The sequence below is a fragment of the Methylobacterium sp. AC315 genome, assembly GCF_979253755.1.
Genome location: NZ_CEEDEA010000001.1, coordinates 429,871 through 453,214 on the forward strand (window position 1 = coordinate 429,871; position 23,344 = coordinate 453,214).

At 72.1% G+C, this 23,344-nt stretch carries 25 protein-coding genes; 11 read left to right on the forward strand and 14 right to left on the reverse strand.

The annotated features are described in order from the left end of the window. Position 1: 1 nt before the first annotated feature. Positions 2-2,281 (forward strand): lytic transglycosylase domain-containing protein, encoded by a 2,280-nt coding sequence (locus AC0IY0_RS02020; protein ID WP_471763022.1) that lies wholly within the window; start codon positions 2-4, stop codon positions 2,279-2,281. A gap of 120 nt (positions 2,282-2,401) precedes the next feature. Here the strand turns inward: AC0IY0_RS02020 and AC0IY0_RS02025 are convergent, their stop codons facing one another. Continuing rightward, the gene (locus tag AC0IY0_RS02025) at positions 2,402-2,617 is read right to left on the reverse strand and encodes a hypothetical protein (RefSeq protein ID WP_147910011.1); all 216 of its coding nucleotides are present in this window, start codon (positions 2,615-2,617) and stop codon (positions 2,402-2,404) included. Positions 2,618-2,856: 239 nt separating this feature from the next. Between AC0IY0_RS02025 and AC0IY0_RS02030 the strand changes: the two genes are divergently transcribed. Continuing rightward, complete coding sequence (locus AC0IY0_RS02030) at positions 2,857-3,405, forward strand: PAS domain-containing protein (protein WP_471762931.1); 549 nt, start codon at positions 2,857-2,859, stop codon at positions 3,403-3,405. A 231-nt stretch (positions 3,406-3,636) separates the two neighbouring features. On the opposite strand, the gene metW is transcribed toward AC0IY0_RS02030, so the two are convergent. The 5 genes from metW to AC0IY0_RS02055 all read right to left on the reverse strand — a co-directional run bounded on the left by metW (position 3,637) and on the right by AC0IY0_RS02055 (position 6,744). Further along, on the reverse strand, positions 3,637-4,344 hold the full coding sequence (metW, locus tag AC0IY0_RS02035; RefSeq protein WP_246692348.1) for a methionine biosynthesis protein MetW: 708 nt from the start codon (positions 4,342-4,344) through the stop codon (positions 3,637-3,639). Continuing rightward, a complete protein-coding gene (gene metX / locus AC0IY0_RS02040) occupies positions 4,341-5,546 on the reverse strand; it encodes a homoserine O-acetyltransferase MetX (protein ID WP_147940976.1) in 1,206 nt (401 codons plus the stop codon). The genes metW and metX overlap by 4 nt, the downstream gene beginning before the upstream one ends. 178 nt (positions 5,547-5,724) lie before the next feature. Continuing rightward, positions 5,725-5,904, reverse strand: coding sequence for a hypothetical protein (locus tag AC0IY0_RS02045; RefSeq protein ID WP_147899511.1), 180 nt, complete (start codon positions 5,902-5,904; stop codon positions 5,725-5,727). 149 nt (positions 5,905-6,053) lie between these two features. Then, complete coding sequence (locus AC0IY0_RS02050; RefSeq protein WP_187193644.1) at positions 6,054-6,221, reverse strand: hypothetical protein; 168 nt, start codon at positions 6,219-6,221, stop codon at positions 6,054-6,056. A 226-nt stretch (positions 6,222-6,447) separates the two neighbouring features. Then, the gene (locus tag AC0IY0_RS02055; RefSeq protein ID WP_471762932.1) at positions 6,448-6,744 is read right to left on the reverse strand and encodes a hypothetical protein; all 297 of its coding nucleotides are present in this window, start codon (positions 6,742-6,744) and stop codon (positions 6,448-6,450) included. Positions 6,745-6,940: 196 nt separating this feature from the next. On the opposite strand from AC0IY0_RS02055, the gene AC0IY0_RS02060 reads away from it, so the two are divergent. Together AC0IY0_RS02060 and AC0IY0_RS02065 are read left to right on the forward strand one after the other, a co-directional pair. Continuing rightward, positions 6,941-8,056 carry a pyridoxal phosphate-dependent aminotransferase gene (locus AC0IY0_RS02060; RefSeq protein ID WP_419830161.1) on the forward strand — a complete coding sequence of 372 codons (1,116 nt, stop codon included), beginning with the start codon at positions 6,941-6,943 and terminating at the stop codon, positions 8,054-8,056. Then, entirely contained in the window at positions 8,049-8,984 is a 936-nt protein-coding gene (locus AC0IY0_RS02065) for a prephenate/arogenate dehydrogenase family protein (RefSeq protein WP_147910016.1), read from the forward strand. Before AC0IY0_RS02060 ends, AC0IY0_RS02065 begins: the two co-directional genes overlap by 8 nt. A gap of 315 nt (positions 8,985-9,299) precedes the next feature. Here AC0IY0_RS02065 and AC0IY0_RS02070 read toward each other — a convergent pair whose 3' ends face one another. From AC0IY0_RS02070 to AC0IY0_RS02080, 3 genes are all read right to left on the reverse strand, one after another. Next, positions 9,300-10,505 (reverse strand): DUF2252 family protein, encoded by a 1,206-nt coding sequence (locus AC0IY0_RS02070; protein WP_419830160.1) that lies wholly within the window; start codon positions 10,503-10,505, stop codon positions 9,300-9,302. A gap of 149 nt (positions 10,506-10,654) precedes the next feature. Continuing rightward, positions 10,655-12,028 carry a PleD family two-component system response regulator gene (locus AC0IY0_RS02075; protein ID WP_147910018.1) on the reverse strand — a complete coding sequence of 458 codons (1,374 nt, stop codon included), beginning with the start codon at positions 12,026-12,028 and terminating at the stop codon, positions 10,655-10,657. Between the two features lie 78 nt (positions 12,029-12,106). Next, positions 12,107-12,478: a response regulator gene (locus tag AC0IY0_RS02080; protein WP_007560977.1), complete on the reverse strand. Its 372-nt coding sequence runs from the start codon at positions 12,476-12,478 to the stop codon at positions 12,107-12,109. An 80-nt stretch (positions 12,479-12,558) separates the two neighbouring features. Here AC0IY0_RS02080 and AC0IY0_RS02085 point away from each other — a divergent pair, with 80 nt between their 5' ends. Then, a complete protein-coding gene (locus AC0IY0_RS02085) occupies positions 12,559-12,855 on the forward strand; it encodes a DUF3572 domain-containing protein (protein ID WP_147940972.1) in 297 nt (98 codons plus the stop codon). Positions 12,856-13,172: 317 nt separating this feature from the next. Here AC0IY0_RS02085 and AC0IY0_RS02090 read toward each other — a convergent pair whose 3' ends face one another. Together AC0IY0_RS02090 and AC0IY0_RS02095 are read right to left on the reverse strand one after the other, a co-directional pair. Next, positions 13,173-14,096, reverse strand: a complete 924-nt coding sequence (locus AC0IY0_RS02090) for a cell envelope integrity EipB family protein (protein ID WP_419830159.1) — start codon at positions 14,094-14,096, stop codon at positions 13,173-13,175. Positions 14,097-14,438: 342 nt separating this feature from the next. Beyond that, entirely contained in the window at positions 14,439-16,283 is a 1,845-nt protein-coding gene (locus tag AC0IY0_RS02095) for an ABC transporter ATP-binding protein (protein ID WP_419830158.1), read from the reverse strand. A gap of 333 nt (positions 16,284-16,616) precedes the next feature. Here AC0IY0_RS02095 and AC0IY0_RS02100 point away from each other — a divergent pair, with 333 nt between their 5' ends. From AC0IY0_RS02100 to AC0IY0_RS02110, 3 genes are all read left to right on the forward strand, one after another. Further along, a complete protein-coding gene (locus tag AC0IY0_RS02100; RefSeq protein WP_471762934.1) occupies positions 16,617-16,967 on the forward strand; it encodes a helix-hairpin-helix domain-containing protein in 351 nt (116 codons plus the stop codon). An 84-nt stretch (positions 16,968-17,051) separates the two neighbouring features. Continuing rightward, entirely contained in the window at positions 17,052-17,246 is a 195-nt protein-coding gene (locus AC0IY0_RS02105; protein ID WP_471762935.1) for a type II toxin-antitoxin system HicA family toxin, read from the forward strand. 11 nt (positions 17,247-17,257) lie between these two features. Beyond that, positions 17,258-17,665 (forward strand): type II toxin-antitoxin system HicB family antitoxin, encoded by a 408-nt coding sequence (locus AC0IY0_RS02110; protein WP_147938481.1) that lies wholly within the window; start codon positions 17,258-17,260, stop codon positions 17,663-17,665. A 12-nt stretch (positions 17,666-17,677) separates the two neighbouring features. Here the strand turns inward: AC0IY0_RS02110 and trpB are convergent, their stop codons facing one another. Together trpB and AC0IY0_RS02120 are read right to left on the reverse strand one after the other, a co-directional pair. Beyond that, positions 17,678-18,919 carry a tryptophan synthase subunit beta gene (trpB, locus tag AC0IY0_RS02115; protein ID WP_147910643.1) on the reverse strand — a complete coding sequence of 414 codons (1,242 nt, stop codon included), beginning with the start codon at positions 18,917-18,919 and terminating at the stop codon, positions 17,678-17,680. Positions 18,920-19,032: 113 nt separating this feature from the next. Further along, positions 19,033-19,404, reverse strand: coding sequence for a helix-turn-helix domain-containing protein (locus tag AC0IY0_RS02120; protein WP_471762936.1), 372 nt, complete (start codon positions 19,402-19,404; stop codon positions 19,033-19,035). 112 nt (positions 19,405-19,516) lie between these two features. On the opposite strand from AC0IY0_RS02120, the gene msrA reads away from it, so the two are divergent. The 3 genes from msrA (at position 19,517) to AC0IY0_RS02135 (ending at position 22,185) form a co-directional block, all read left to right on the forward strand. Then, entirely contained in the window at positions 19,517-20,233 is a 717-nt protein-coding gene (gene msrA / locus AC0IY0_RS02125) for a peptide-methionine (S)-S-oxide reductase MsrA (protein ID WP_419830155.1), read from the forward strand. A gap of 261 nt (positions 20,234-20,494) precedes the next feature. Continuing rightward, positions 20,495-21,457, forward strand: a complete 963-nt coding sequence (locus tag AC0IY0_RS02130; protein WP_419830154.1) for an acetyl-CoA carboxylase carboxyltransferase subunit alpha — start codon at positions 20,495-20,497, stop codon at positions 21,455-21,457. Then, on the forward strand, positions 21,454-22,185 hold the full coding sequence (locus tag AC0IY0_RS02135; protein ID WP_471762937.1) for a DUF1796 family putative cysteine peptidase: 732 nt from the start codon (positions 21,454-21,456) through the stop codon (positions 22,183-22,185). The genes AC0IY0_RS02130 and AC0IY0_RS02135 overlap by 4 nt, the downstream gene beginning before the upstream one ends. A 161-nt stretch (positions 22,186-22,346) precedes the next feature. Here AC0IY0_RS02135 and AC0IY0_RS02140 read toward each other — a convergent pair whose 3' ends face one another. Beyond that, entirely contained in the window at positions 22,347-23,231 is an 885-nt protein-coding gene (locus AC0IY0_RS02140; protein ID WP_471762938.1) for a LysR family transcriptional regulator, read from the reverse strand. Between the last annotated feature and the right edge of the window lie 113 nt (positions 23,232-23,344).

A 23,344-nucleotide genomic window follows, 5' to 3' on the forward strand; every position in this document is an offset into this window, starting at 1 on the left:
CATGGTCGACACGACCCTCGGGGTCGCGCGCGCCGGCCAAGGCGCTCACGCCGAAACCGATGCGCCCGCCTCGCAGCCGACGCCGCCCTCGAGCGACGCCGCCCTGTCGCCCGCCCAGACCCGGAGCACCGAGGCCGAGCTTGTCGCCGACCCGGTCGCGGCCGACGCCCTCAAGCTCGATCCGGCCCAGACCGCCAAGGGAAGCGAGAAGGGCTCGGACCGGGGCGAGGAGGCCGCCGGCAAGATCCCGGCCGCCGCCACCGCGTACGCATCCGCCGATCCCGACGCCCCCGTGGCGTTCCCGCTGCCCGACGCCGCGGTGACGCCGGCCGCGCCGGTCCCCGAGGTCCCCGACCCGGGCAAGCCGAAGAGCGCGGGCGACACCGATCCGACGCTGCTGCGCGGCGCCATCGACCTCTACCGCAAGGGCCGGGTCGCCGACGGCGACCGGATGCGCGACGGCTTCACCGATCCCGCCGCCCGGGCGCTGCTCGAATGGGTGGCGATCCGCGCCGGGGCCGGCATCGGCTTCGCCCGCACGGTCGCCTTCACCCGGGCCAACCCGACCTGGCCGGCCGGGCCGCTGCTGCGCCGCCGGGCCGAGGAGGCGCTGCTGTCCGAGCGCAAGCCCCCGTCCGTCGTCCGGGCCTATTTCGCCACCGCCAAGCCGGTGAGCGCGCCGGGCAAGTTCGCCCTGGCGCTGGCGCTGCGGGCCGACGGCTTCGACGGCGACGCCGCCGAGATCGTCCACGACCTGTGGCGGACCGAGAGCTTCGGGAAGAGCCTGGAGGCCAAGGTCCAGGACGCCTTCCCGGGCGTGCTCGCCCGGATCGACCACCGCTACCGGATGGAGCGGGCGCTCCTGAAGGACGACTGGGAGAGCGCCGGCCGGGCCGCCGGCTACGCGGGCGGCGGCTATGCCAGCCTCGTGCGCGCCCGCCGGGCCGTCGAGGACAAGGCCGGCGGGCCGGCCGCGCTCGCCGCGGTGCCGCCCTCGTTGCGCGGGGACGCCTCCTACATCTTCTCGCGGGCGCAGTTCTTCCGCCGGGCCGACAAGCCCGAGGAGGCCGCCGCGATCCTGGCCACGGCGCCCAGCAACCCGGACGTGCTGGTCGACGGCGACGAGTGGTGGGTCGAGCGCCGGATCGTGGCGCGCAAGCTCCTAGACCTCGGCGATTCCAGGACCGCCTTCACGGTGGCGAGCGGCCACGCGGCCCGCACCCCCGAGAAGCGCCTGGAGGCCGAGTTCCACGCCGGGTGGATCGCCCTGCGGTTCGCCGCCGACCCGGCCAGCGCCGCGCAGCACTTCGCCCGGATGGCGACCATCGCGGAGAGCCCGGTCTCGCTGGCGCGGGCCGCCTATTGGCAGGGGAGGGCGGCCGAGGCGCTGGGCCAGCACGATGCGGCCAAGGGCTTCTACGAGCGCGCCGCCCTGCAGCCGATCGCCTATTACGGCCAGGTCGCCCGGGCCCGGCTCGGCCAGACCAGCCTGCCGCTGCGCGCGCCGGCCGACCTCGAGGGCGCCGAGCGGCAGGCCTTCGACGACCGGCTGTCGATCCGGGCCCTGCGCCTGCTCGGCGAGGCCGGTCTCAAGGACCTGGCGCTGCCGCTCTACATCGACGCCGCCCGGGACCTCACCGATCCGCGGGAGATCCAGGCGCTCGGCGACCTCGCCACCGAGATGAAGGACGCCCGCGCCCTGGTGGCGGTCGGCAAGCTCGCGGTGCAGCGCGGCCTGCCGCTCGACGCCCACGCCTATCCGACCATCGGGATCCCCACCTACGAGACCTTCACGGCGGTGCCGCAGGTTGAGCGGGCCATGGTCTACGCCATCGCCCGGCAGGAGAGCCAGTTCGATCCCCGGGCCCAGTCCGGCGTCGGCGCCCGCGGCCTGATGCAGATGATGCCGGCCACCGCCCAGCGCACCGCCCGCAGGGTCGCCACGACCTTCGACGTCGACCGCCTGACCAGCGATCCCGCCTATTGCGCCAAGCTCGGCCAGGCCCACCTCGGCGAGCTGATGGAGGATTGGCGCGGCTCCTACGTGCTCGCCTTCGCGTCCTACAATGCCGGCGGCGGCAACGTGAAGAAGTGGATCGACGCCTACGGCGACCCGCGCAAGGGCGAGGTCGACGTGATCGACTGGGTCGAGCGCATCCCGTTCACCGAGACCCGCAACTACGTGCAGCGGGTGATGGAGAACCTGCAGGTCTACCGCTCCCGCCTGGACAACCGCAGCGCCCTGCTGATCGACGGGGATCTGCACCGCGGCGCGCGGTAGGGACCCGAACACGACGGCGCGGTTCGAGGCGGGCGGGGCGAAAAGTCCCTTCGAACCGGATACGCGCATTCCCTTCCCCGCAGAGAGGGGAGGGGGACGCGCGTGGGTCCGGCCGCCTCCTTACCGCCGCTCGTCCTCGATGATGCCGCGGATGACGGTCAGGGCGCGCGCGCGGCCCTCGCTGGTCCGGATCGCCGACCAGAGCCGCAGGCATTCCTGCGCCTCGGCCTGGCCGTCGGTCGCGCTCTCGTCGTCGAAGAACTGCTCGACCGGGATGCCGAGGATTCCGGCGAGCGTCAGCAAGGTCTTGGTCCCCGGCTTGTCCGAGCCGCTCATGACGGACGATCCTCTCCCTCCAAGTCGGCTGCGATCACGGCGCAATCGGGCTCGACCCTGGGTCCTCGATTCCATGCGCGTGCTGATGCTGAGCAGCCATTCCTTTCGGAGACGCACGTGAGCCGGTATAAATTCATCACCGGCATAGTATAAAATATTGTATAAAGATCAAGGCCGCTATCTTTATTTAATTCTCACAGTTAGCTTTCATACCAACCGAGCCCTCCCGGAAGGCGGCAATGATTTTTTCGACCGATGCATCTGGTCGGTTCGTCTATCTCAGCGGTGAGTGGTCCGAGATCACGGGGCAGGACCGGTCCGCCGCGCTGGGTCTCGGCTGGCTCGACCGCGTCCCCGAGACCGACCGGGCGACCATCCAGGACGTGTTCAGCCGGGCCGCGGGCGCCGTCAGCGAGTTCAGCCTGCGCTTCCGGCTGCGCTGCGCCGACGGGAGCGTGCGGTGGCTGGGCGCCGGGGGCCTGCCCTCGTTCGGCCCCCCGGACTCGACTTTCCTGGGCTATCTCGGCTCGATGATCGAGATGACCCCGAGCGCGACGGACGGGATGCAAGCCTACGGCCATGTCGGCCGCTACCTGCCGCCGCCGACGCATCATGCGACCGCGCCGCAGGATCACCTGGACCGGATCGCCGACCACCTGATCATCGCCCACTCGCTGATCGAGGGCGACGGTGCGAAGAGCGCCCTGCCGGGCCTGCGCGCCGCCCTGTTCGAGGTCGGGCGCGCCATCGCGCGCCGGAGCACGGAAACGCCGAACGCCTACAACTGACCGGCCCCATGGGTCAGGGTCCACGACGGGGCGCCGCCGCCGGGTGCCGGTCCGGCGCGGCAGGCGAGGCCGGCGACGGAGCGCGACACGCCGCCTCTCGCGAGCGGGACGGGGCAGGTCAGGGGAAAGTCGCCCCAGGCGGGGGTCGAAAGACGGGGCCTGCGCATCGGCCCGTCCCATAAACCTGTCCGGGGGCGCCCGGGCGTCCGGGGCGCGCATCTCGGGATGACGCTACCGGTCCCCGCGCCGGAGCAAGAACACCCCCTGGGCGCCGAACAGGTTCCAGACCCACCAGGGCATGGCGAAGCGCATCGGCCGGCCCCGGCCATCGAGGGCCGTGGCGCTCTCGATCTCCGCGCCGATCAGCCGGCACAGGCCGACGAAGTCGCGGATCGTGCAATGGTGGATGTTGGGCGTCTCCCACCACGCGTCGGGCATGATCTCGGTGATGGGCATCCGGCCGCGCAGGGCCAGCTCCGACCGGACCCGCCAATGCCCGAAATTCGGGAAAGAGATGATCACCTGCCGGCCGATGCGCAGCAGGTGCTCCAGCACGATCCGGGGATTGCGGGTCGCCTGGATGGTCTGGGACAGCACGACCACGTCGAAGGCGTCGTCCGGGTAGTTCTCCAGGTCGGTGTCGGCGTCGCCCTGGATCACCGATAGGCCCCGGGCCAGGCAGGCGTTGACCCCGTCCCGGGACAGCTCGATCCCGCGGCCGTCGATGCCGCGCCGGTCGCGCAGCAGCGCCAGCAGGGAGCCGTCGCCGCAGCCGATATCGAGGACGCGCGCGCCCGCCGGCATCAGCCCAAGCACGACGATGTGGTCGACCCGGGCGCCGCCGCCCTCGGCGGTGCGGGGCAGGGTGTCGGTGGATTGCCACGGCGCGCCGTGGGTCGCCTTGCCCGAGGAGCCCTTGAACAGCATCGAGCCGCTCATAGGCCGCGAGCCCGAGCGGCGGCGTCGATGAAGCCCCGGGCGGCCGAGAACATCGCCGGCTCGTCGAGCAGGAAGGCGTCGTGGCCCTTGTCGGTCTCGACCTCCACGAACGCGACCGGCGCGGCGGCGGCGTTCAGCGCGTGCACGATCACCCGGGATTCGGAGGTCGGGAACAGCCAGTCAGAGGTGAACGAGACCAGGCAGAACCGGGTCTTGATCCCCCGGAACGCGTTGGCCAGCGCGCCGCCATGGTCCTCGGCGAGGTCGAAATAGTCCATCGCCCGGGTGAGGTAGAGGTAGGCGTTGGCGTCGAACCGCTCGACGAAGCTCAGGCCCTGGTGGCGCAGGTAGCTCTCGATCTGGAAGTCGGCGTTGAACGAGAAGGTCGGGGCCGAGCCGCCCTGGAACCGCCGGCCGAACTTCCGGTGCAGCGCCGGCTCGGACAGGTAGGTGATGTGCGCGCCCATCCGGGCGACGCCGAGCCCCTTGGACGGCCGCGTGCCCTCCTCGAGGTAGCGCCCGTCCGCCCAGGCCGGGTCGGCCATGATCGCCTGCCGGCCGACCTCATGGAACGCGATGTTCTGCGCCGAGTGGCGCGGGCCGGTGGCGATCGGCATCGCGGCGAAGACCCGCTCCGGGTAGAGCGCCGCCCATTGCAGCACCTGCATCCCGCCCATCGAGCCGCCGATGCACAGGAACAGGTCGCGCACGCCGAGCCGCTCCAGCAGCATCATCTGGGCCCGGACCATGTCGCGGATCGTCACCAGCGGGAAGTTCAGCCCGTAGGGCCGCCCGGTGGCGGGATCGATCGAGGCCGGGCCGGTGGAGCCCATGCACGACCCGATCACGTTCGAGCAGACGACGAAGTAGCGGTCGGTGTCCACCGGCTTGCCGGGGCCGACCAGCGTCTCCCACCAGCCGGGCTTGCCGGTGAGCGGATGCGGATGGGCGAAATACTGGTCGCCGGTGAGCGCGTGGCAGATCAGCACCGCGTTCGTGCCCGCGGCGTTCAGGGTGCCGGCGGTCTGGTAGGCGATCTGGAAGGGCGCGAGTTCGACGCCGGCATCGGTCAGCAGCGGCGCGTCCGCGCCGAACCGCATGACCAGGCTCTTCGGGTCGAGCGCCTGCGAGGGCTCCGACAGGCGCCCGGCCGTCTCGTCGATCGGGTCCGGCCGCAGCGCGGTGTCCGGTTGGGTATCCATGCGGGACTTGACGACCGTGTGTCGGCGATCCCGGTCCGCGGCAGGGGGCACGGTGTCGCGAGACCCGCCCCACTCGCCCGACGCGGCCAGCGAGACCGGGAGGTAATGCGCGCGGCCGCGAGCGTCAACGCGCGCGGTTTGCGCAGGGGGCAAAAGAGAAGAGGGGCAGCGGCCCGGCTCAGGCGAGCGGCGCGGCCATCAGCGCCAGCCCGAGGGCGGGCAGGCCGAGCGCCAGGACGGCCCTCGCGTCGAGCCGGTCGGCGCGCACGCCGCCGCGCCAGCTCCGGCTCGCGACGTTCTCGACGCAGAGCCCGGACAGGACGAGCGCGCATCCGACGATCGCCTGGATCGAAACCATGGAAACCTCATCGCGCCGGCCGCGCCAGGGAACGCGGCCCAGGATCACGGCTGGGGAAGTGCGCGGGGCCGCCGCAGGTTCCTCCGAATCCGCGCCTTGGCGGTCATACCTTTGGCCCCCCCTCCGGCTGGCGCGCGCATGCCCATGCCTCACCGGATCGCGGCCGCGCAGGCGGCGAACACCATCGCGGCCCCGACCACCGCGATGCACCCGTTCGCCCACGGGGCGGCCTCCGCCCGGCGCAGCCGACAATCGGCGGCCACCGAGGTGAGGATCCCGATCAGGAACAGGCTGCAGGGGATCAGGTCACCGGGCATGTGGATCCGTCCAGGGGAACGCGGGACGCGACGCGCCCGACGCGGCCCCTTCTCTGGGATCAACAGGCCGAAACGTGGCGGGTGCCCCGCGGCATTTGCGCGTCGCCGCTTTGCCGCGCCGCGGGGCTTCCTCACCGAGACGCGGCACTTCCTCACCGGGGCGCAGGGCTTCCTCTCCGAGTCGCGGGGCTTCTTGGGCGACCCACAGGAACCGGCCCCGCCGGCTTCAGAGCGTGGCCGCGCCCGGAGGCGTCGCGAAATCTTCCAGGCCCATGTCGAGCAGGTCGTTCGGCGTCGCGGTCTTGTCGTAGGCGGCGCTGGCCGCGGCCTCGATCGCCGCCTGGTTCCGGGCGAACAGGTCGAGGGGCGCGAGGTCGGCCCCGCCGGCGAACGTCTGGCGCAGAACCGGGATCGGAACGTCGATCCCGATCACCCGCTCGCCGTTGGTCATGGCGAACCGGATCAGGGTCTCGTCGGCCGACAGGATGTGGGCGCCGCCGTCCAGGTAGCGTGTGAGGGGCATGGGATCGGTCCTCCGTGGCAAGCTCAGGTCCCCGCCGAACATAGCGACTGCCGGCGCACCAACCAGTGCGTGTCCACGCCCCGAAGGCGCCGAACCTCCCGGCGTGACGCGGGGCGCCCGGCTTCACCGACGGAGGAAATGCTGTAGACCGACCCGGAACACGAACCGTCGCACGCGCATCCGAGTCGCCAGAGCCATGTCCGCCCCCCTTCTCGCCCGCCCGGAACCGCGCCCCGGCGTTCTGGCGATCGACACCTACGTGCCCGGCAAGAGCGGACGGCCCGGCGGCGGCAAGGTCCACAAGCTCTCGTCCAACGAGACGCCGCTGGGGCCGAGCCCGGCGGCGCTCGCGGCGCTCCACGAGGCCACCGCCAAGCTGGAGACCTACCCGGACGGCCGCGCCACGGTGCTGCGCACGGCCATCGCCAAGCGCTACGGGCTCGATCCGGAGCGGATCGTCTGCAGCGCGGGCTCGGACGAGTTGCTGTCGCTGCTGGCCTACGCGTATGGCGGCCCCGGCACCGAGGGGATCTACTCGGAGCACGGCTTCCTGGTCTACCGGATCGCGATCCTGGCCGCGGGCGGAGAGCCGGTGGTGGCGCCCGAGCGCGACTTCACCACCGACGTCGACGCCATCCTGGCCCGGGTCACCGAGCGGACCCGGATCGTCTACGTCACCAACCCGAGCAACCCGACCGGCACCTACCTGCCGTTCGACGAGATCCGCCGCCTGCACGCCGCCCTGCCGGCCAACGTGCTGCTGGTGATCGACGGCGCCTACGCGGAATACGTGCGGGCGAACGACTACTCGGCCGGGCTCGAACTCGCGCTCGAATCCGAGAACGTCGTGATGACCCGGACCTTCTCGAAGATCCACGGGCTCGCCGCCCTGCGGATCGGCTGGATGCTGGCGCCAGCCCACGTGGTCGACGCGGTCAACCGCATCCGCGGCCCGTTCAACGTCTCCGGGCCGGCCATCGCGGCGGGCGCGGCGGCGATCGCGGACGAGGCCCACATGGCGGCGGCCGCCGCCCACAACGCCGAATGGCTGCCAAAACTCACCGCGGGCGCCCGGGCGCTCGGCCTGACGGTGACGCCGAGCGTCGCGAACTTCGTGCTGATCCACTTCCCCGACGCGCCGGGCCGGTCGGCCGCCGACGCCGACGCGTTCCTGACCGAGCGCGGGCTGATCACCCGCCGGGTCAGCGCCTACGGCCTGCCCAACGCCCTGCGGGTGACGGTAGCGGGGGCCGAGGCGAACACGGCCTTCCTGGCCGCGCTCGGCGACTTCGTGCGGGGCGCGCATGCCTGAAGCCGGCCCCCCGCCCATCGGGCGCCTCACCATCGTCGGGCTCGGGCTGATCGGCTCCTCGATCGCCCGCGCCGCCCGGCGCTACGGCCTCGCCCGGACGATCGTGGCGCTGGACCGCGACGCGGCCGTGCGCGCCCGGCTCACCGAACTCGGCATCGCCGATCTCGTCACCGGCGACCCGCAGGCGGGCGCCACGGATGCCGACCTGGTGATCCTGTGCGTGCCGGTGGGCGCCATCGGGGCGGCGGCGGCCGAGCTGGCGCCGTACCTGAAGCCCGGCGCGATCGTGTCGGATGTCGGCTCGGTCAAGGGCGCCGTGGTGGCGGCGGTCCAGCCGCACCTGCCGGCGGGCGTCGCGCTGGTGCCCGGCCACCCGATCGCCGGCACCGAGTTCTCGGGGCCGGATGCCGGCTTCGCGACCCTGTTCCAGGGCCGCTGGTGCATCCTCACGCCCCCCGAGGGCACCGACCCGGCCGCCGTGGCGCGGGTCCGGGCCCTGTGGGAGGGCATGGGCGCCGACGTCGAGACCATGAGCGCCGAGCACCACGACCACGTGCTGGCGATCACCAGCCACCTGCCGCACCTGATCGCCTACAACATCGTCGGCACCGCCGCGGATCTCGAATCGGCGACCCAGTCCGAGGTGATCAAGTTCTCGGCCAGCGGATTCCGCGATTTCACCCGCATCGCCGCCTCCGACCCGACCATGTGGCGCGACATCTTCCTCAACAACCGCGAGGCGGTGCTGGAGATGCTCGGCCGGTTCAACGAGGACCTGTCGGCGCTGGCCAAGGCGGTGCGCTGGGGCGACGGCGACGCGCTCCACGCGATGTTCACCCGCACCCGGGCGATCCGGCGCAGCATCGTGGCCCAGGGCCAGGAGACCGCAGCCCCGGATTTCGGCCGCCCGCGGCCGCCGGAGGAATAGGGCGGCCGACGGGCTCGTCCCACCAGCGCCGTCCCGAGGTGCCGCCCGAGGTGCCGCATCGGCGGCCCTGCAGGAGCCCTCCGGCCGGCCGCGCGATCCCCGGACGGCTCCCTGCGGGGCCTTCGCTTCGGTCCGTTACCTTGGGGGCCACGAGTCGTGCGATCGATCGCCCTTCGACAGCCTGCGGGCCGAATGCCCGGGACGGGCCGGCGACGACGGACCCCGGATCCGCAAGCCCGTCCGGGGAGGGGGCAAGTCGCGCATCGCGGGGGGCGATGCGGGATCGATCGGCCCCCGGTCGACGACACGAAACGCTCAGGCCGCGAGGTCTTCCCGGGCGATGCGGCGGCAATGTTCCAGGTAGCCGCGCTGGTGGGCGCCCATCAGGTCGGTGACCGCGGACCAGAGCCAGCCGGGGGTATCGGCGCCCTGTCCGGGGGCGCGGACGGTCTCGCTCCAGGCCTGCCGGTCGGCGTCGCCCATCTGGCGGCCGTGGGCGCGGCCCAGGATGGCGGCGAGGTGGCCGGAGACCCGCACGGCCTCGCCGCGGGAGAATTGCTCGGCGTCGATCTTGAGATCCTGCGGCATCAGCTCGCGGACCGTGACCGGGGCGCCCTGGAACGTCGCCGCGACCATCCGGTCGCCGAGGTTGGGCGAGAGGGCGCGGGCGCCGGCCACGACCCGGGCGGCGGCGTCGGCCGGCATGTCGGCCCCCCGGGCGGGCGGGGCCAGGTACGGCACCGCCTCCTTGACGTCGAGGAGCGCGAGATGCGGGCGGTCGCCGCCCACGATCTCCACGAGGCCGGCGTAGCGCAGCCGGCCGAGCGAGCTGCAGCCCTTGATCCAGTAGGCGGCGTCGCGGAGCCGGATCTCCGCCCCGGCCTCGGCGCCGCCGAGCGCCAGGACCAGCCGGTGCACCTCCGCGTCGCGGCTCAGCGCCTCGAACGCCTCCTGCTCGGCGCCGTCGAGGTCGAAGAACCGGTCGCCGCGGGGCAGCCGCGCGTCCTTGCCCTTGAGCCGCTCCCGGGACAGGTGGCGCCAGCGCCGGCCGAGCGCGCGCCGGCGGGTGGTGGCGACGATGTCGGATTGGGCGATGCCCCGCTCGGCGCCCTCGGGGTCGAGGATGCCGTCCGCGTAGCCCACCGCCATCGCGTCCATCATCCGGGCGGTGACGATGCCCGGCAGGGTCGCGTTGAGGGCGGCGGTCACCAGCGACAGGGCGAGCCGGACCAAGTCGAAGGCCGGGTTCGAGACCAGGGTCTGGTCGAGGTCGCGGATCTGGATGTCGATCCGCCCGTCGGGGCCGGCGACCGCGCCGAGATTGCCGAGATGCGCGTCGCCGCAGATCCAGACCGGCGGCCCATCCGGCAGCGTGCCGGCCGGCATGGCGGCGATCAGATCGTAGAAATGCGCGGTGCTGCCCCGGACGTAGGCGTGCGGCGAGGAGGCGATCTTGCACAGGCGGCGCTTCTCCAGCACGCTCGCCGCACGCCCCGACCGGGCCGGCACCTGCATATCCATCCGCGTCGTCCGTTCCTCTGCCGCGCCCGATCCGCAAGGGGCGGGATTCGATGTCGGGCGCGAAGCTAGAGTTTCATCCTTAAGCGCGGGTGAGCGTTTTGACGCAGCCGCGGTGCCGGCACGGACAGCGAACGCCGGATGAAACGACCTCAGGCCGCCTGCTGCTCGACCCGGTTCCGCCCCGCGGCCTTGGCCCGGTACAGGGCGATGTCGGCGCGCTTGAGCATGTCGCCGGGGCCGGTGTCGTCCGGGTGCCGGACCGCGACCCCGATCGAGACCGTCACCGGGATCGCCCGGGTGGCGCGGTGCACCGAGAACGGCATCGCCTCGACCTTCTCGCGGATGCGCTCGGCGATGGCCCGGGCCTCAGCCAGGCCCGCCTCCGGCAGGACCACGACGATCTCCTCGCCGCCGTAGCGGGCGACGGTGTCCACCGGCCGCGTGTGCTGGCGGACGCGCTCGGCGAAGGTGCGCAGCACCTCGTCGCCGGCCTCGTGGCCGTAGCTGTCGTTGATCGCCTTGAACCGGTCGATGTCGAGGATCAGCGCGGCCAAACCCGGGCGCCGGGTGGTCTCGTCGGAGAACAGCGCGCCGAGGTGGTTGTCGAGGTAGCGCCGGTTGTGCAGGCCGGTGAGCGCGTCGGTGACGGCCAGCTGCAGGGAGGCCTGCATGGCGCCCCGCAGGGCGTCCGTGAAGCGCTTGCGCTTCACCTGGGTGCGGACCCGGGCCATCAGCTCGTTGCGGTCCACCGGCCGCATCAGGAAGTCGTGGACGCCGAAATCGAGGCCGCGCACCACCCGGGCGCGGTCGTGCTCCTCGGCCAGCATGATCAGCGGCATCGCCCGGGTGCTGTCGAGCGAGCGGAGCTGGCTGCACAGGCGCAGGCCGTCCGACCCGTCGAGGTCGAGGCTGACCAGGGCGAGGTCGAACACGCCCTCGGCGGCCAGGCGCATCGCCGCCTGCGGGTCGGGCTCGATCGTGACCGCGTGGTGCTGGCGCAGGGCGCCGGCCATGCGCTCGGCCGAGCCGGGCCGGTCCTCGACCAGCAGGATCCGGGCGTCGAGGCCGGTCTCCGCGGTGGCGAGCGCCAGGGGATCGCCGATGCCGAACTCGCGCGACGCCAGCGCACGCTGGCGCAATTCGTCGGTGACCGCCTTGAGGCGCACGAGGCTGCGGACCCGGCTGAACAGGGCGGTGTCGTCCACCGGCTTGGTCAGGAAGTCGTCGGCCCCGGCATCGAGCCCGCGCAGGCGGTCCGAGGGCTGGTCGAGGGCCGTGACCATCACCACCGGGATGTGGGCGGTGACCGGGTTGTTCTTGAGGTAGCGGCAGACCTCGAACCCGTCCATGCCGGGCATCATCACGTCGAGCAGGACGAGGTCGCACAGGCCCTTCTCGCAGATCGCGATCGCGTCGGGCCCGTTCATCGCGGCGATCGTGTCGAAATACTCCAGCCCGAGCTTCGTCTCGAGAAGCTTCACGTTCGGGAACAGGTCGTCGACGATCAGGACGCGGGCCGACATGCTTCCTCGCTGACGCGCGATGTCCCTGTCCCGCCGGAGCGGGCGGTCATGCGCCGCTGATGGTGCGCCCGTGCGGCGTCACCGGGGCTCAAGATACGCGCGAACCGTTGCCAAAAACTTCGCGACCGAGATCGGCTTCGACAGGTAGGCCTCGCAGCCGCCCTCGCGGATCCGCTCCTCGTCGCCCTTCATGGCGAAGGCCGTGATCGCGATGACCGGAATGCTCTTGAGGTCGTCGTCCTCCTTGAGCCATTTGGTCACCTCGAGGCCGGAGACTTCGGGGAGCTGGATGTCCATGAGGATCAGGTCGGGGTGGTGTGCGCGGGCCAGCTCGATCGCCTCGATGCCGTGGGCGGTCTTGAGGGTCGCGTAGCCGTTCGCCTCCAAGAGGTCGTTGAACAGCTTCATATTCAGTTCGTTGTCCTCGACGATCAGCACCGTCTTTTTCATGATCCGATGTCCCGGTGCGCGCCGATCATGATTAGCGGGCCGTGAAGCCCCTTGGTGACCTTTGTAGCGATCACATGTTGATGAATGGCAAACCTCTTCAAGGGGCCGAATCTGCGGAACGGCTCGCCCTCGACGTTCTGCTGTGGATCGTCGCGGAGGACGACCGGCTCCTGCCGTTCCTGGCGGCGAGCGGCCTGAGCGCCGACACCCTGCGGGAAAGCGCCCAGGAACCGGCCTTCCTGGCCGGTGTGCTCGATCACGTGATGGGCGACGAGAACGTGCTGGTGGCCTGCGCGGGCGCCCTCGAGATCAAGCCGGAGCGGATCGCCGCGGCCTGGCGGATCCTGTCGCCGCAGCCGGAGGATGACTGGGCGTGAGGCGGCGGTTTGCCGCGCCGGGGTCGAGCCGCGGACGGGCTTTTGGCGCGGATGCGGCCAGGGTGTCAGGCGCGGGAGGCGCGGCTTCCCTCCCCCCTCTGCGGGGGAGGGTGGCCCCCGAAGGGGGCCGGGAGAGGGGAGCGACGGCGCAGGAAAGAGCGCTGACCCGCACATCGGCTCTGCCTCATTCGGACGCCGGGTTCCTCTCTCCCGACCCGGCCTGACGGCCGGCCCACCCTCCCCCGCAGAGGGGGGAGGGAGATGCGCGCACTGCCTTCTGCCTCATCCTCGATCCGGAATGACCCTCGGGCCCGTCCTCACGGCGTGCAGCCCTTGTCGCCCTCCTTGGCGGCGGCGCGGCCGGAGTGGGCGTCGATGTCGAGGGCTGTCATGTCGCCCACGATGGCGAACTCGCCGTAATCGAGCTTGAGCGCGCCGCTGACCCCGTTCTCGTAGAGGTCGAAGCCGAGGGTGTAGATCGGCGTCCGTTCCCCCGCCCCCGGGGTGTAGTAGCTGAGGCGCACCGGCCAGTGCGGCATGCCGGAGAGCGGCCCCGTCCGCAGGGGCTTGTCGCGGGCGGTGTCGGCTGCCGGGCCGGCCCCCGCATGGCCGATCACCGCGAAGGTATCGTAGACCTTCCGGCCGTCGTCGGAGCCGTCGAACACCTTGGCCGAGAGGGTCGCCTGGCCGCCCCGCGCCGCCTCGATCAGGTGGCGCATGTGCTCGCTCGGGAACAGCACCGGTCCCTCCACGGTGAAGGACTTGGCGCCCTTCAGCTTCACCGTGACGGACTCCCCCTGTCCTTGGCCCTGCTCCGAGGCGGTGCCGTCCACCGGGGCGGCGGGCTGGTTGTTGGTCAGCGTCGTGGTCTTGAACCGGAACTCCCGGCCCTTGCCGCCCTCGAAGGTGGTGCTGCGCATGTCCGACAGGCGCGGCCCGCTCTCGCCGGAGGAGAGCTCCGTCACCTGCCGGGTCAGCATGGTGTAGCCGCGGCAGGCATCGCCCCGGAAGTCGATGACGATGCGGCCCCGGGCGCTCTCCACCGAGCGGGTGCCGCCGCCCTCGGCGAGCGACAGGTCGTAGACCGCTCGGTGGTTGGCCAGCACGATGTCCTTGACCTCCTGGGCCGGCGCGGGAGCCTTGGCCTCGGGCGGAGGCGGCGGCTCGGAAACGGCCGGCGCGGCCTGCGCCCCCCAGGCGGAGACGAGAAGGCCGGCCGTCAGGAGGTGCGAGAGGCGCATGAATGATCCCGGTTCAAGGTCCGCCAGATAGCAGGCGACGCGAAAGGGGCAATCGTCGGACCGAACCGTGTACGGCAATCGCCGCACGGACGAACGGCCTCGACAGGCTCGATCATGTCTGGATCGTCCCTGCAATCCAGCGCGACGATCGGCCCGATGAACCACTCCGTCGTTCCGGGGCGCCGCAGGCGGGTACGGAATCCAGAGCCGCCGAAGGTACCGGGACTTGCTCCACCTCTGGTTCTGGATTCCGGGCTCCGCTTCGCGGCCGGGGATGACGGGGTTGATGCTTCTGCGGGGTGGATCGTCTCCGACGTGCGTGCGATGCGCCTCTGCTGTCCCTCATCGGTAGCCTTGGGCCTGCAGGGTGAACAGCTCGGCGTAGCGGCCGCCCCGCGCCATCAGGGCGGCGTGGCTGCCCTCCTCGAGCAGCCGGCCGCCCTCCAGCACCAGGATCCGGTCGGCCATCCGCACCGTCGAGAACCGGTGCGAGATCAGCACCGCGGTGCGGCCCGCCGACAATTCGCGGAACCGGGCGAACACGTCGTGCTCGGCCCGGGCGTCGAGCGCCGCGGTCGGCTCGTCGAGGATCAGGATCTCGGCCTCGCGCATGTAGGCCCGGGACAGCGCGACCTTCTGCCACTCGCCCCCCGACAGGTCGAGGCCGCCGGCGAAGCGCTTGCCGAGCGGCTGCGCGTAGCCCTGCGGCAGGCGCGCGATCACCGGGGCGGCGAGCCCCCGGACGGCGGCCGCCGCGATGCGGTCCTGGTCGCCGGCGGCCTCGATCCGGCCGACCGCGACGTTCTCGCCCGCCGTGAGATCGAACCGCACGAAATCCTGGAAGATCGCCGCGACCCGCGCCCGAAGGGCGTCGAGGTCGTAGGCGCCGAGCGGCAGCCCGTCGAGGAGCACGCGGCCCTCGTGCGGATCGTACAGCCGGGTCATCAGCTTGACGATCGTGGTCTTGCCGGCGCCGTTGCCGCCGACCAGCGCCACGGTCTCCCCGGCCCGCACCGCGAAGGACAGGCCGCGCAGGGCCCAGGTGTCGGTGCCGGGATAGCGGTAGCCGACATCCTCGAACACCAGGCCGTCGCGGATCGGGCTCGGCACCGGCGCGGGCTGCGCGGGCGAGCGGATCTCCGGCCGGATCGCGAAGAACGAGAAGAAGTCGTCGAGATACTGCGCCTGGCCGCTGATCTGGGTCAGGCCGAGCAGCAGCCCCTCGATGCCGCCGCGCAGACGCTGGAAGGCGCCGGCCAGGAAGGCGAGGTCGCCGATCGAGAACGCCCCGGCCACGGTCCGCCAGACGATCACCGCGTAGGCGGCGTAGTAGGCGAGCGTCCCGAGGCTTGCGAAGGCGAAGCCCCAGCGCGCCCGGGCGGTGGCCAGCGCCCGGTTCTCGGCGAGCAGGTCTTTCGCGAGGCCGGCGTACAGCGCCGTGATGTAACCCGAGAGGCCGAACAGCTTCACCTCCTTGGCGGTCTCGACGCTGGCGCCGAGGTAGCGCAGGTAGTCGATCCGCCGCCGCTCCGGGCTGCGGATCCAGGCCAGCCGATAGCCGGCCTTGGTGAAGTGCCACTCGTTGAGCAAAGCCGGCACCAGCGCGGCGGCGATCAGCACCACCAGCCAGGGCGTGAAGGCCGCCACCCCGGCGGTAAGCGAGGCGAGCGTAACCAGGGCCTGGAACTGGCCGAACACCGTGCCGATCAGCCCGGTGCGGCCGCTGACCTGCCGCCGCGCCCGCTCCAGCCGGTCCTGCTGGGCGCTGTCCTCGAACTGCGCGAGATCGAGCGAGGCGGCATGCGCCATCAGCCGCACCGAGGCGGCGTTGGCGTAGAGGTCGCCGATCAGCGTCTCGGTCAGGCTCGCGAGCCGGCCGGTGAGGTCGGACAGCAGGGCGAGGCCGAGTTCGGCGGCGACCAGGATGGCGAGGCGCGCCCGGGCCGGATCCGCCAGCCAGTCCGCGAGGCCGGCCTCCGCGGCCGGGCGGGCATGCTCGGCCACGATCCCGTCGAGGATCAGCTTGGCGAGGTAGAGCGACAGGATCGGCAGGAACGCCGCCACCAGGCGCAGGGCGAGGCTCGCCGCGAGCAGGCGCGGGCTCGCCGCCGCGATCTCGCGGAACAGGGCCGGCAGGTAGCGCAGCGCCCCCAGGCGCTCGCCGAGGCGCGCGATCGGGTCGGTCACCGCCGGTCCGTCCGGGTCCGCGCCGGGGCGGAACGGCTGTTGACGGCGGGGCCCGTGCGGTCCGCGGAATGGCCGTCCGGTTGGCCGACAGGTCGGGAAAGCATTATCTGAGGCCTGAGACTGAATTTCATCGTCGAGTGACGCGTGCTGAGCGGCCCTGCAATCCTGCGTATTTCCATCTTACTGATCGTGGCCGGTATCCTGGCGGCACTGGTGCAGTTCATGTTGCCGCATCCGGCCCCCGCGCCGGATCCCGCTCCGGTGGCCGAGGCCCCGGCCGCGCGCGTCCCGCCCGAGCCGGTCCCACCCTCCCGGGCTCCGGATCCGACGCCCATGCCCGCCGCCCCGCCGGCTGCGCCAGCCGCGGCCCCGCCGTCCCCGGCACAGCAGATGCCGGCCGACGCCCTCGCGTTCCCGGCCGAGCCCGTCCCGACTCAGCCCGGCCTGCAGCAGGGCGAGGCCGAGATCGACCGCGCCGAGGACGATGCCGGCCCCCGGGCCCTCGCGATCCTCGACCTGAACACCGCTTCGGTGGCCGACCTCAACAAGCTCCGGGGCGGCGGCGCGATCGGCCGGGCGATCACCGCCAAGCGCCCCTACGCGTCCGTGGACCAGCTCCTGTCGAAGCGCGTCCTGAGCCGGGCGGTCTACGAGAAGATCAAGGATCAGGTGACGGTGCGGTGATCGCCTTGGGGCCGGCCACCAGCGAACACCCTGGTGGCACCCGCCGCGATGTGCAAATAAATACACATCGCGGCGGAACCTTCCATGCCCAGGGTCGAGACGGATCGCAGGACCATCGTGGATCGGTTGATCGCTGCGGGCTGGGTCCGCGAAGGCGGAACCAAGCATGAGAAATTCTCTCACCCGAGCCGGCCAGGCATCAAGATCATGGTGCCGCGACACAGGGTACTGACGCCGGGCATCGCCCGCAGCATCGCCAGCGCCGCAGGCTGGATCTGAGGAGGACGCGCATGTCCCGCTACACCGTGCTGATCGATGGCGAGGCCGGCGCCTACGGGGTCGCGTTTCCCGATTGCCCCGGTTGCACCGCCATGGGGGCGACCATCGATGAGGCGATGGTCAACGCGACGGCGGCCCTCAGCGAGTGGATGAGCGATCGGATCGCCGCCGGTTTGGCGCCGCCGGCACCGCGGGCGCCGGAGGTTCTGAGGGCCGACCCGAGCGTGGCCGAGGCCCTGACTGAGGCCACGCTCGGCGTGGTTCCGCTGCTGCTCGATTCCGGCCGGCCCGTGCGCGTCAACGTCTCGCTGGATGCCGCGGTGCTGGCACAGATCGATACCGCCGCCCGGGCGCGGGGCCTCACCCGCTCGGCCTTCCTGGTCTCCGCTGCGCGGGACAAGATCCGGGCCGAGGGCTGAGCCGCTCCGCGCTCAGAGCTTCGTCCCGAAGATCTCGGCGACCTGCGGGATGTCCTTGTCGCCGCGGCCCGACATGTTGAGCACCATCAGGTGGTCGGTCGGGCGCTGGGGGGCGATGTCCAGCACCTTGGAGAGGGCGTGGGCCGGCTCCAGGGCCGGGATGATGCCTTCCAGCATCGAGCAGAGCTTGAACGCCTCCAGGGTCTCCGCATCGGTGGCCGAGAGGTATTTCACGCGGCCCATCTCGTGCAGCCAGGCGTGCTCGGGGCCGATGCCCGGATAGTCGAGGCCCGCCGAGATCGAGTGCGCGTCGGAGATCTGGCCGTCCGCGTCCATCAACAGGTAGGTGCGGTTGCCGTGCAGCACGCCGGGCTTGCCCCCGGTGAGCGAGGCGGCGTGCAGCCCGGACCCGACCCCGTGGCCGGCGGCCTCGACCCCGAAAATCTCGACCTCGCGGTCGTCGAGGAACGGGTGGAACAGCCCCATGGCGTTGGAGCCGCCGCCGATGCAGGCGATCAGCGAATCCGGCAGGCGGCCTTCCTGCGCGATCATCTGCTCCCGGGTCTCGCGGCCGATCACCGACTGGAAGTCGCGGACCATGGCGGGATACGGGTGCGGGCCGGCCACCGTGCCGATGCAGTAGAACGTGTCGGCGACGTTGGTGACCCAGTCGCGCAGGGCCTCGTTCATCGCGTCCTTGAGGGTCTTGGTGCCGGATTCCACCGGGATCACCTCGGCGCCGAGCATCTTCATGCGGAAGACGTTGGGCGCCTGCCGGGCGACGTCGACCGCGCCCATGTAGACCACGCATTTCAGCCCGAACCGCGCGCAGAGCGTCGCGGTGGCGACGCCGTGCTGGCCGGCGCCGGTCTCGGCGATGATCCGCGGCTTGCCCATGCGGCGGGCCAGCAGGATCTGGCCCAGGACGTTGTTCACCTTATGGGAGCCGGTATGGTTCAGCTCCTCGCGCTTGAAATAGACCTTGGCCCCATGCCCGGCCGGCGCCGTGGCGCGCACGTGCTCGGTCAGGCGCTCGGCATAGTAGAGCGGGCTCGGCCGGCCGATATAGTGGGTGCCGTAGCTCGCCATGTCGGCCGCGAAGGCGGGATCGACCTTCGCCGCCTCGTAGGCCGCCTCCAGTTCGAGGATCAGCGGCATCAGCGTCTCGGCGACGAACCGGCCGCCGAAGATGCCGAAGCGGCCGCGCTCGTCGGGGCCGGTGCGGAAGGAGTTCGGTTCGGGGGCGATGGTCACGGGGCGGGTCCTTCGACGGGGCGGTTCTTCCGGACGCGGAGAGCGATCTGTTGCCGGGTGCCTAGACCCATGCGGGCGCCGCCGCAATGCGGCCTGCCGCCCACACGCCCGCCTCACAGGATGGCGTCGATGCCCTTCCGCTCGGCGAGGGCGAGCAGCTTCAGCGACGGCCCGCCGGGCTTCTTCTCGCCCCGCTCCCATTTGCTCACCAGGGCAGTGGTCACGTTGAGCGCCCTGGCGAAGATCGCCTGGCTCATCTGCGCGGTCTCGCGGATGGCCCGGATCGCCTCCGGCGCGAGGTCCTCGACCGGCGTCAGGCACGACACGTCGAACCGGCGCATCGTGGCCTTGTCGATGGCCCCGGCGGCATGGAGGTCCCGGGCCACCAGGTGCGCCGACCGGAGCGCGTCACTGCCGTAGGTCGTCTTCGGCTCGGTCGTCTTCGGTTCGGTCGTCTTCGGTTCGGTCGTCTTCGGTTCGGTCATCGTCGATTCGTCTCCAGCCGTGCGCGGCGGCGGATCGCGGTCAGCGTAACCCGTTCGATCCGGGCAGCGAAAGGTCTGGCACAGCAAGCCGCGCATCTTGCCGGAGGACAGCATGGCTCTTCGCATCACGCTTCGCCCGCTCCTCGGGGCGGCCCTCGGGCTCGGCCTGGCCGGGGCGCTGCTCCTGCCCCGGCTTCCGGCCTTCGCCGAGGAGGCGCCGCGCCGCCTGCCGGAGGCCGCGACCGCTGCGCACGAGCCGCCCGGCGCGCAGGTGGCGGTGTTCGCGGGCGGCTGCTTCTGGGGCGTGCAGGGCGTGTTCCAGCACGTGCGCGGGGTGCGGGGGGCGGTCTCGGGCTATGCCGGCGGCGCGTCCGCCGACGCCGACTACAAGTCCGTCAGCCGCGGCGGCACCGACCACGCCGAGGCGGTGGCGGTGACCTACGACCCGGCCGTGATCCGCTACGACGAGCTCCTGCGGATCTTCTTCTCGGTGGCGCTCGACCCGACGCAGGTTGACCGGCAGGGGCCCGATGCCGGACGGCAGTACCGCTCGGCGCTGTTCCCGCAGGATGCCGAGCAGGCGCGGGTGGCGCGGGCCTACATCGCCCAGCTCGGCGCGGCGCACGCCTACGCGAAGCCCGTCGCCACCCGGATCGAGCCCGGCGCGGCCTTCTACCCGGCGGAAGCCTACCACCAGGACTTCATGGCCCTGCACCCCGGCCACCCCTACATCGCCGCCAACGACGCGCCGAAGCTCGACGCGCTGAAGCAGCTGTTCCCGGAGCGGACGGCGGCGCAGCCGGCGCTGGTGAACCGGCCGCCGGCTTGAGGGCGGCATCCGTGCGGGCGCCGTGACCGCAGGCCCGCATCCGCGGCCATCCTCCGCAGTGGTCGGCGCCGAGCGCGAAACCGCTTCTACCCGAGGCACCAGTCCAACCCCGCCACCGCAACCGCCCAACCTTAAAAAACGCCCGCGCGGCGCTCGCGCAAAGCTGCTCGAACCCGGGGCCGGTTGACACCACCCCCGCCATCGCCAACACCTCGCGCCCGCCGCTTCCGGAGCGGCGAACCCGGGAAGACCTGTGACACGATGGCGGTGACGCGCACCTACCTCGACTTCGAGAAGCCGGTTGCCGAGCTGGAGGCCAAGCTCGAGGAATTGCGCGCGGTCGGCGAGCGCGACGGCGCGGTCTCGATCTCCGAAGAGGTCGGCCGGCTGGAGGCCAAGGCCGGCCAGGCCCTGGCCGAGATCTACGCGAGCCTCACGCCCTGGCAGAAGACCCAGGTCGCCCGCCATCCGCAGCGCCCGCATTTCGTGGATTACTGCGCCGGGCTGATCAGCGAGTTCACGCCGCTCGCCGGCGACCGCACCTTCGGCGAGGACGAGGCAATCCTGGGCGGCTTCGGCCGGTTCCGCGGGCGCCCGGTCTTGGTGCTCGGCCAGGAGAAGGGCGCCACCACGGAGGCGCGGCTGCGCCACAATTTCGGGATGGCCCGGCCCGAGGGCTACCGCAAGGCGGTGCGCCTGATGGAGACCGCCGACCGGTTCGGCCTGCCGGTAATCGCCTTCGTCGACACCGCCGGCGCCTATCCGGGGATCGAGGCGGAGGAGCGCGGCCAGGCCGAGGCGATCGCCCGCTCCACCGAGGCGTGCCTGGCGCTCGGCGTGCCGAACGTCGCCGTGGTGATCGGGGAGGGCGGCTCGGGCGGCGCCATCGCGCTCGCCACCGCCAACCGGGTGCTGATGCTGGAGCACGCGATCTACGGCGTGATCTCCCCCGAGGGCGCCGCCTCGATCCTGTGGCGCGACCAGGGCCGCGCCCACGAGGCCGCCACCGCCATGAAGATCACCGCGCAGGACCTGCTGCGGCTCGGCGTCATCGACGGCATCATCCCGGAGGCGACCGGCGGCGCCCACCGCGACCGCGAGGCGGCGATCCGCGGCGCGGGCGACGCCGTCTCGGACGCGCTCGCCCAGTTCGACGGCCTGACCCCGGTGGAGATCCGCGACCGCCGGGCGGAGAAATTCCTCGCTATCGGCCGGACCCTGTGAGTCCAACCGGCGCGACGGGCGGCCTTCTGGGCGCCCTCGGGCGGCTCCTGGGGCGGCGCGACGCGCGCGAGCCGGGCGGGCACAACCACGTCTCGCTCGGCTGCAATTGCCAGATGGCGCACGTGCTTAAGACCCTGGACCTGCGCCACTGGTCGGGCCCGCTGGACTGGATCTTCTCCATGCCCGGCATGGTCCGGGATTGCCTGGACGACGATTTCACCGCGCTCACCGACCGGGCCCAGCTCGAGAGCATCCCGGAGGCGCAGCGGCGCGGGCCCGACATCTGGCGCGGCCGGCACCGGCTGTACCGGGAGCGGCACGGGCTCGAATGCGTGTTCAACCACCACGACCCGGCATCGAACGGGGCGGATTACGCCTTCCTGACCGAGGGCGTGCGCCGCCTGCGCCAAGCCCTCGACACGCCCGGCACCCAGAACCGGCTGTGGATGATGACCCACCTCCACACGCCCCGGGAGACGGTCGAGGCGATCGACGACCTGCTGGGCGCGCGCGCCAGCCGCAACCACCTGACCTTCCTGCAGCTCCAGCCGGACCATCCGGGCGTCGCGGTCGTCGAGGCCACCGACCTCCGGCCGACCTTGCGCTGGCTGACGGTCCAGACCCGCTCGACCCCGGTCGGCCTGCGGCTGGCCGACCCGGCCGAGGACGCGCAGCTCGTGGAGATCATCCGCACCGAGGCGGCCCGGCCGCCGGGGGTGTTCGGCTGAGGGGGCGCCGCGCAACGGAGCCCTCGAAGGAGCCCTCCTGCCGGCCCCGCGTTCCCTGGTGCCCTCGATCAAGGCCCGCTGGCGCGGGCACCCCAGGATGAGGTGGGGGATGGGATTCCGCTTGCCACGCAGGCCTTTCCCCGGCCTGCAGGCCCACCGCCTCACCCGTCCTGAAACAACCGCGCGCCGACGAAATCCACGAAGGCGCGCAGCCGCGCCGACATGTGCCGGCCGGACGGCCACAGGATCGAGAACTGGCCGGGATCGGTGAGGTAGGGGTCGAGGATCCGGGTCAGGGCCCCCTCGCGCAGGGCCGAATCCGCCAGGAAATCCGGCATGCAGCCGATGCCCAGGCCGCCGATTGCGGCGGCGCGCAGGGCCTCCATGTTGTTGCAGGTGAGGGCGGTGCGCAGGCCCGCGGGCGGCGGCTCGGCGAGGGTCCAGTCCTGCAGCTTGCCGGAGGTGGGGAAGCGGAAGCGCAGGGCCGCCTGCCCCGTGAGGTCGGCCGGGCGCAGGGGCGTGCCGGCCCGATCGAGATAGGCCGGCGCGGCGCAGAGAACGAACCGGAACAGGCCGAGGCGCCAGGCCATCAGGCTCGAATCGATCAGGGTGCCGCTGCGGATCGCGGCATCCATGCCGGCTTCCACCAGGTCCACCTGGCGGTCGTTGAAATCGAGGTCCAGCTCGATCTCGGGGTAGAGTGCCTGGAACTCGGGCAGCACCGGCAGGAGGAAGCGGTAGCCGACGATCGGCAGGCTGATCCGCAGGATGCCGCGGGGCGCCCGCCGGCTCTGGGTGACCAGCGCCTCGGCCTCGCGCAGGTCGTCGAGGATCGCCCGGCACCGCGCCTGGAGCAGGACGCCCTCCTCGGTGAGCGACACCCGCCGGGTCGTGCGGTGGAACAGGCGCACGCCGAGCCCGGCTTCGAGCCGCGCCACGGCCTTGCCCACCGCCGAGGCCGACAGGCGCAGGTCGCGCCCCGCCGCGACGAAGCTCAGCCGCTCCGCGCTCCGCACGAAGGCCGCGATGTCGCCGAGGTTGTCCATGCCGGCGGATTAGAGCGCGCCCGTCCGGAATAAAAGGACCGGAGACCGGATTAACGGCGCGCAGGCTCTACGCGACGGTGCGGTGCCCTCCCGGCGGCGACCGGCCGGGGGAC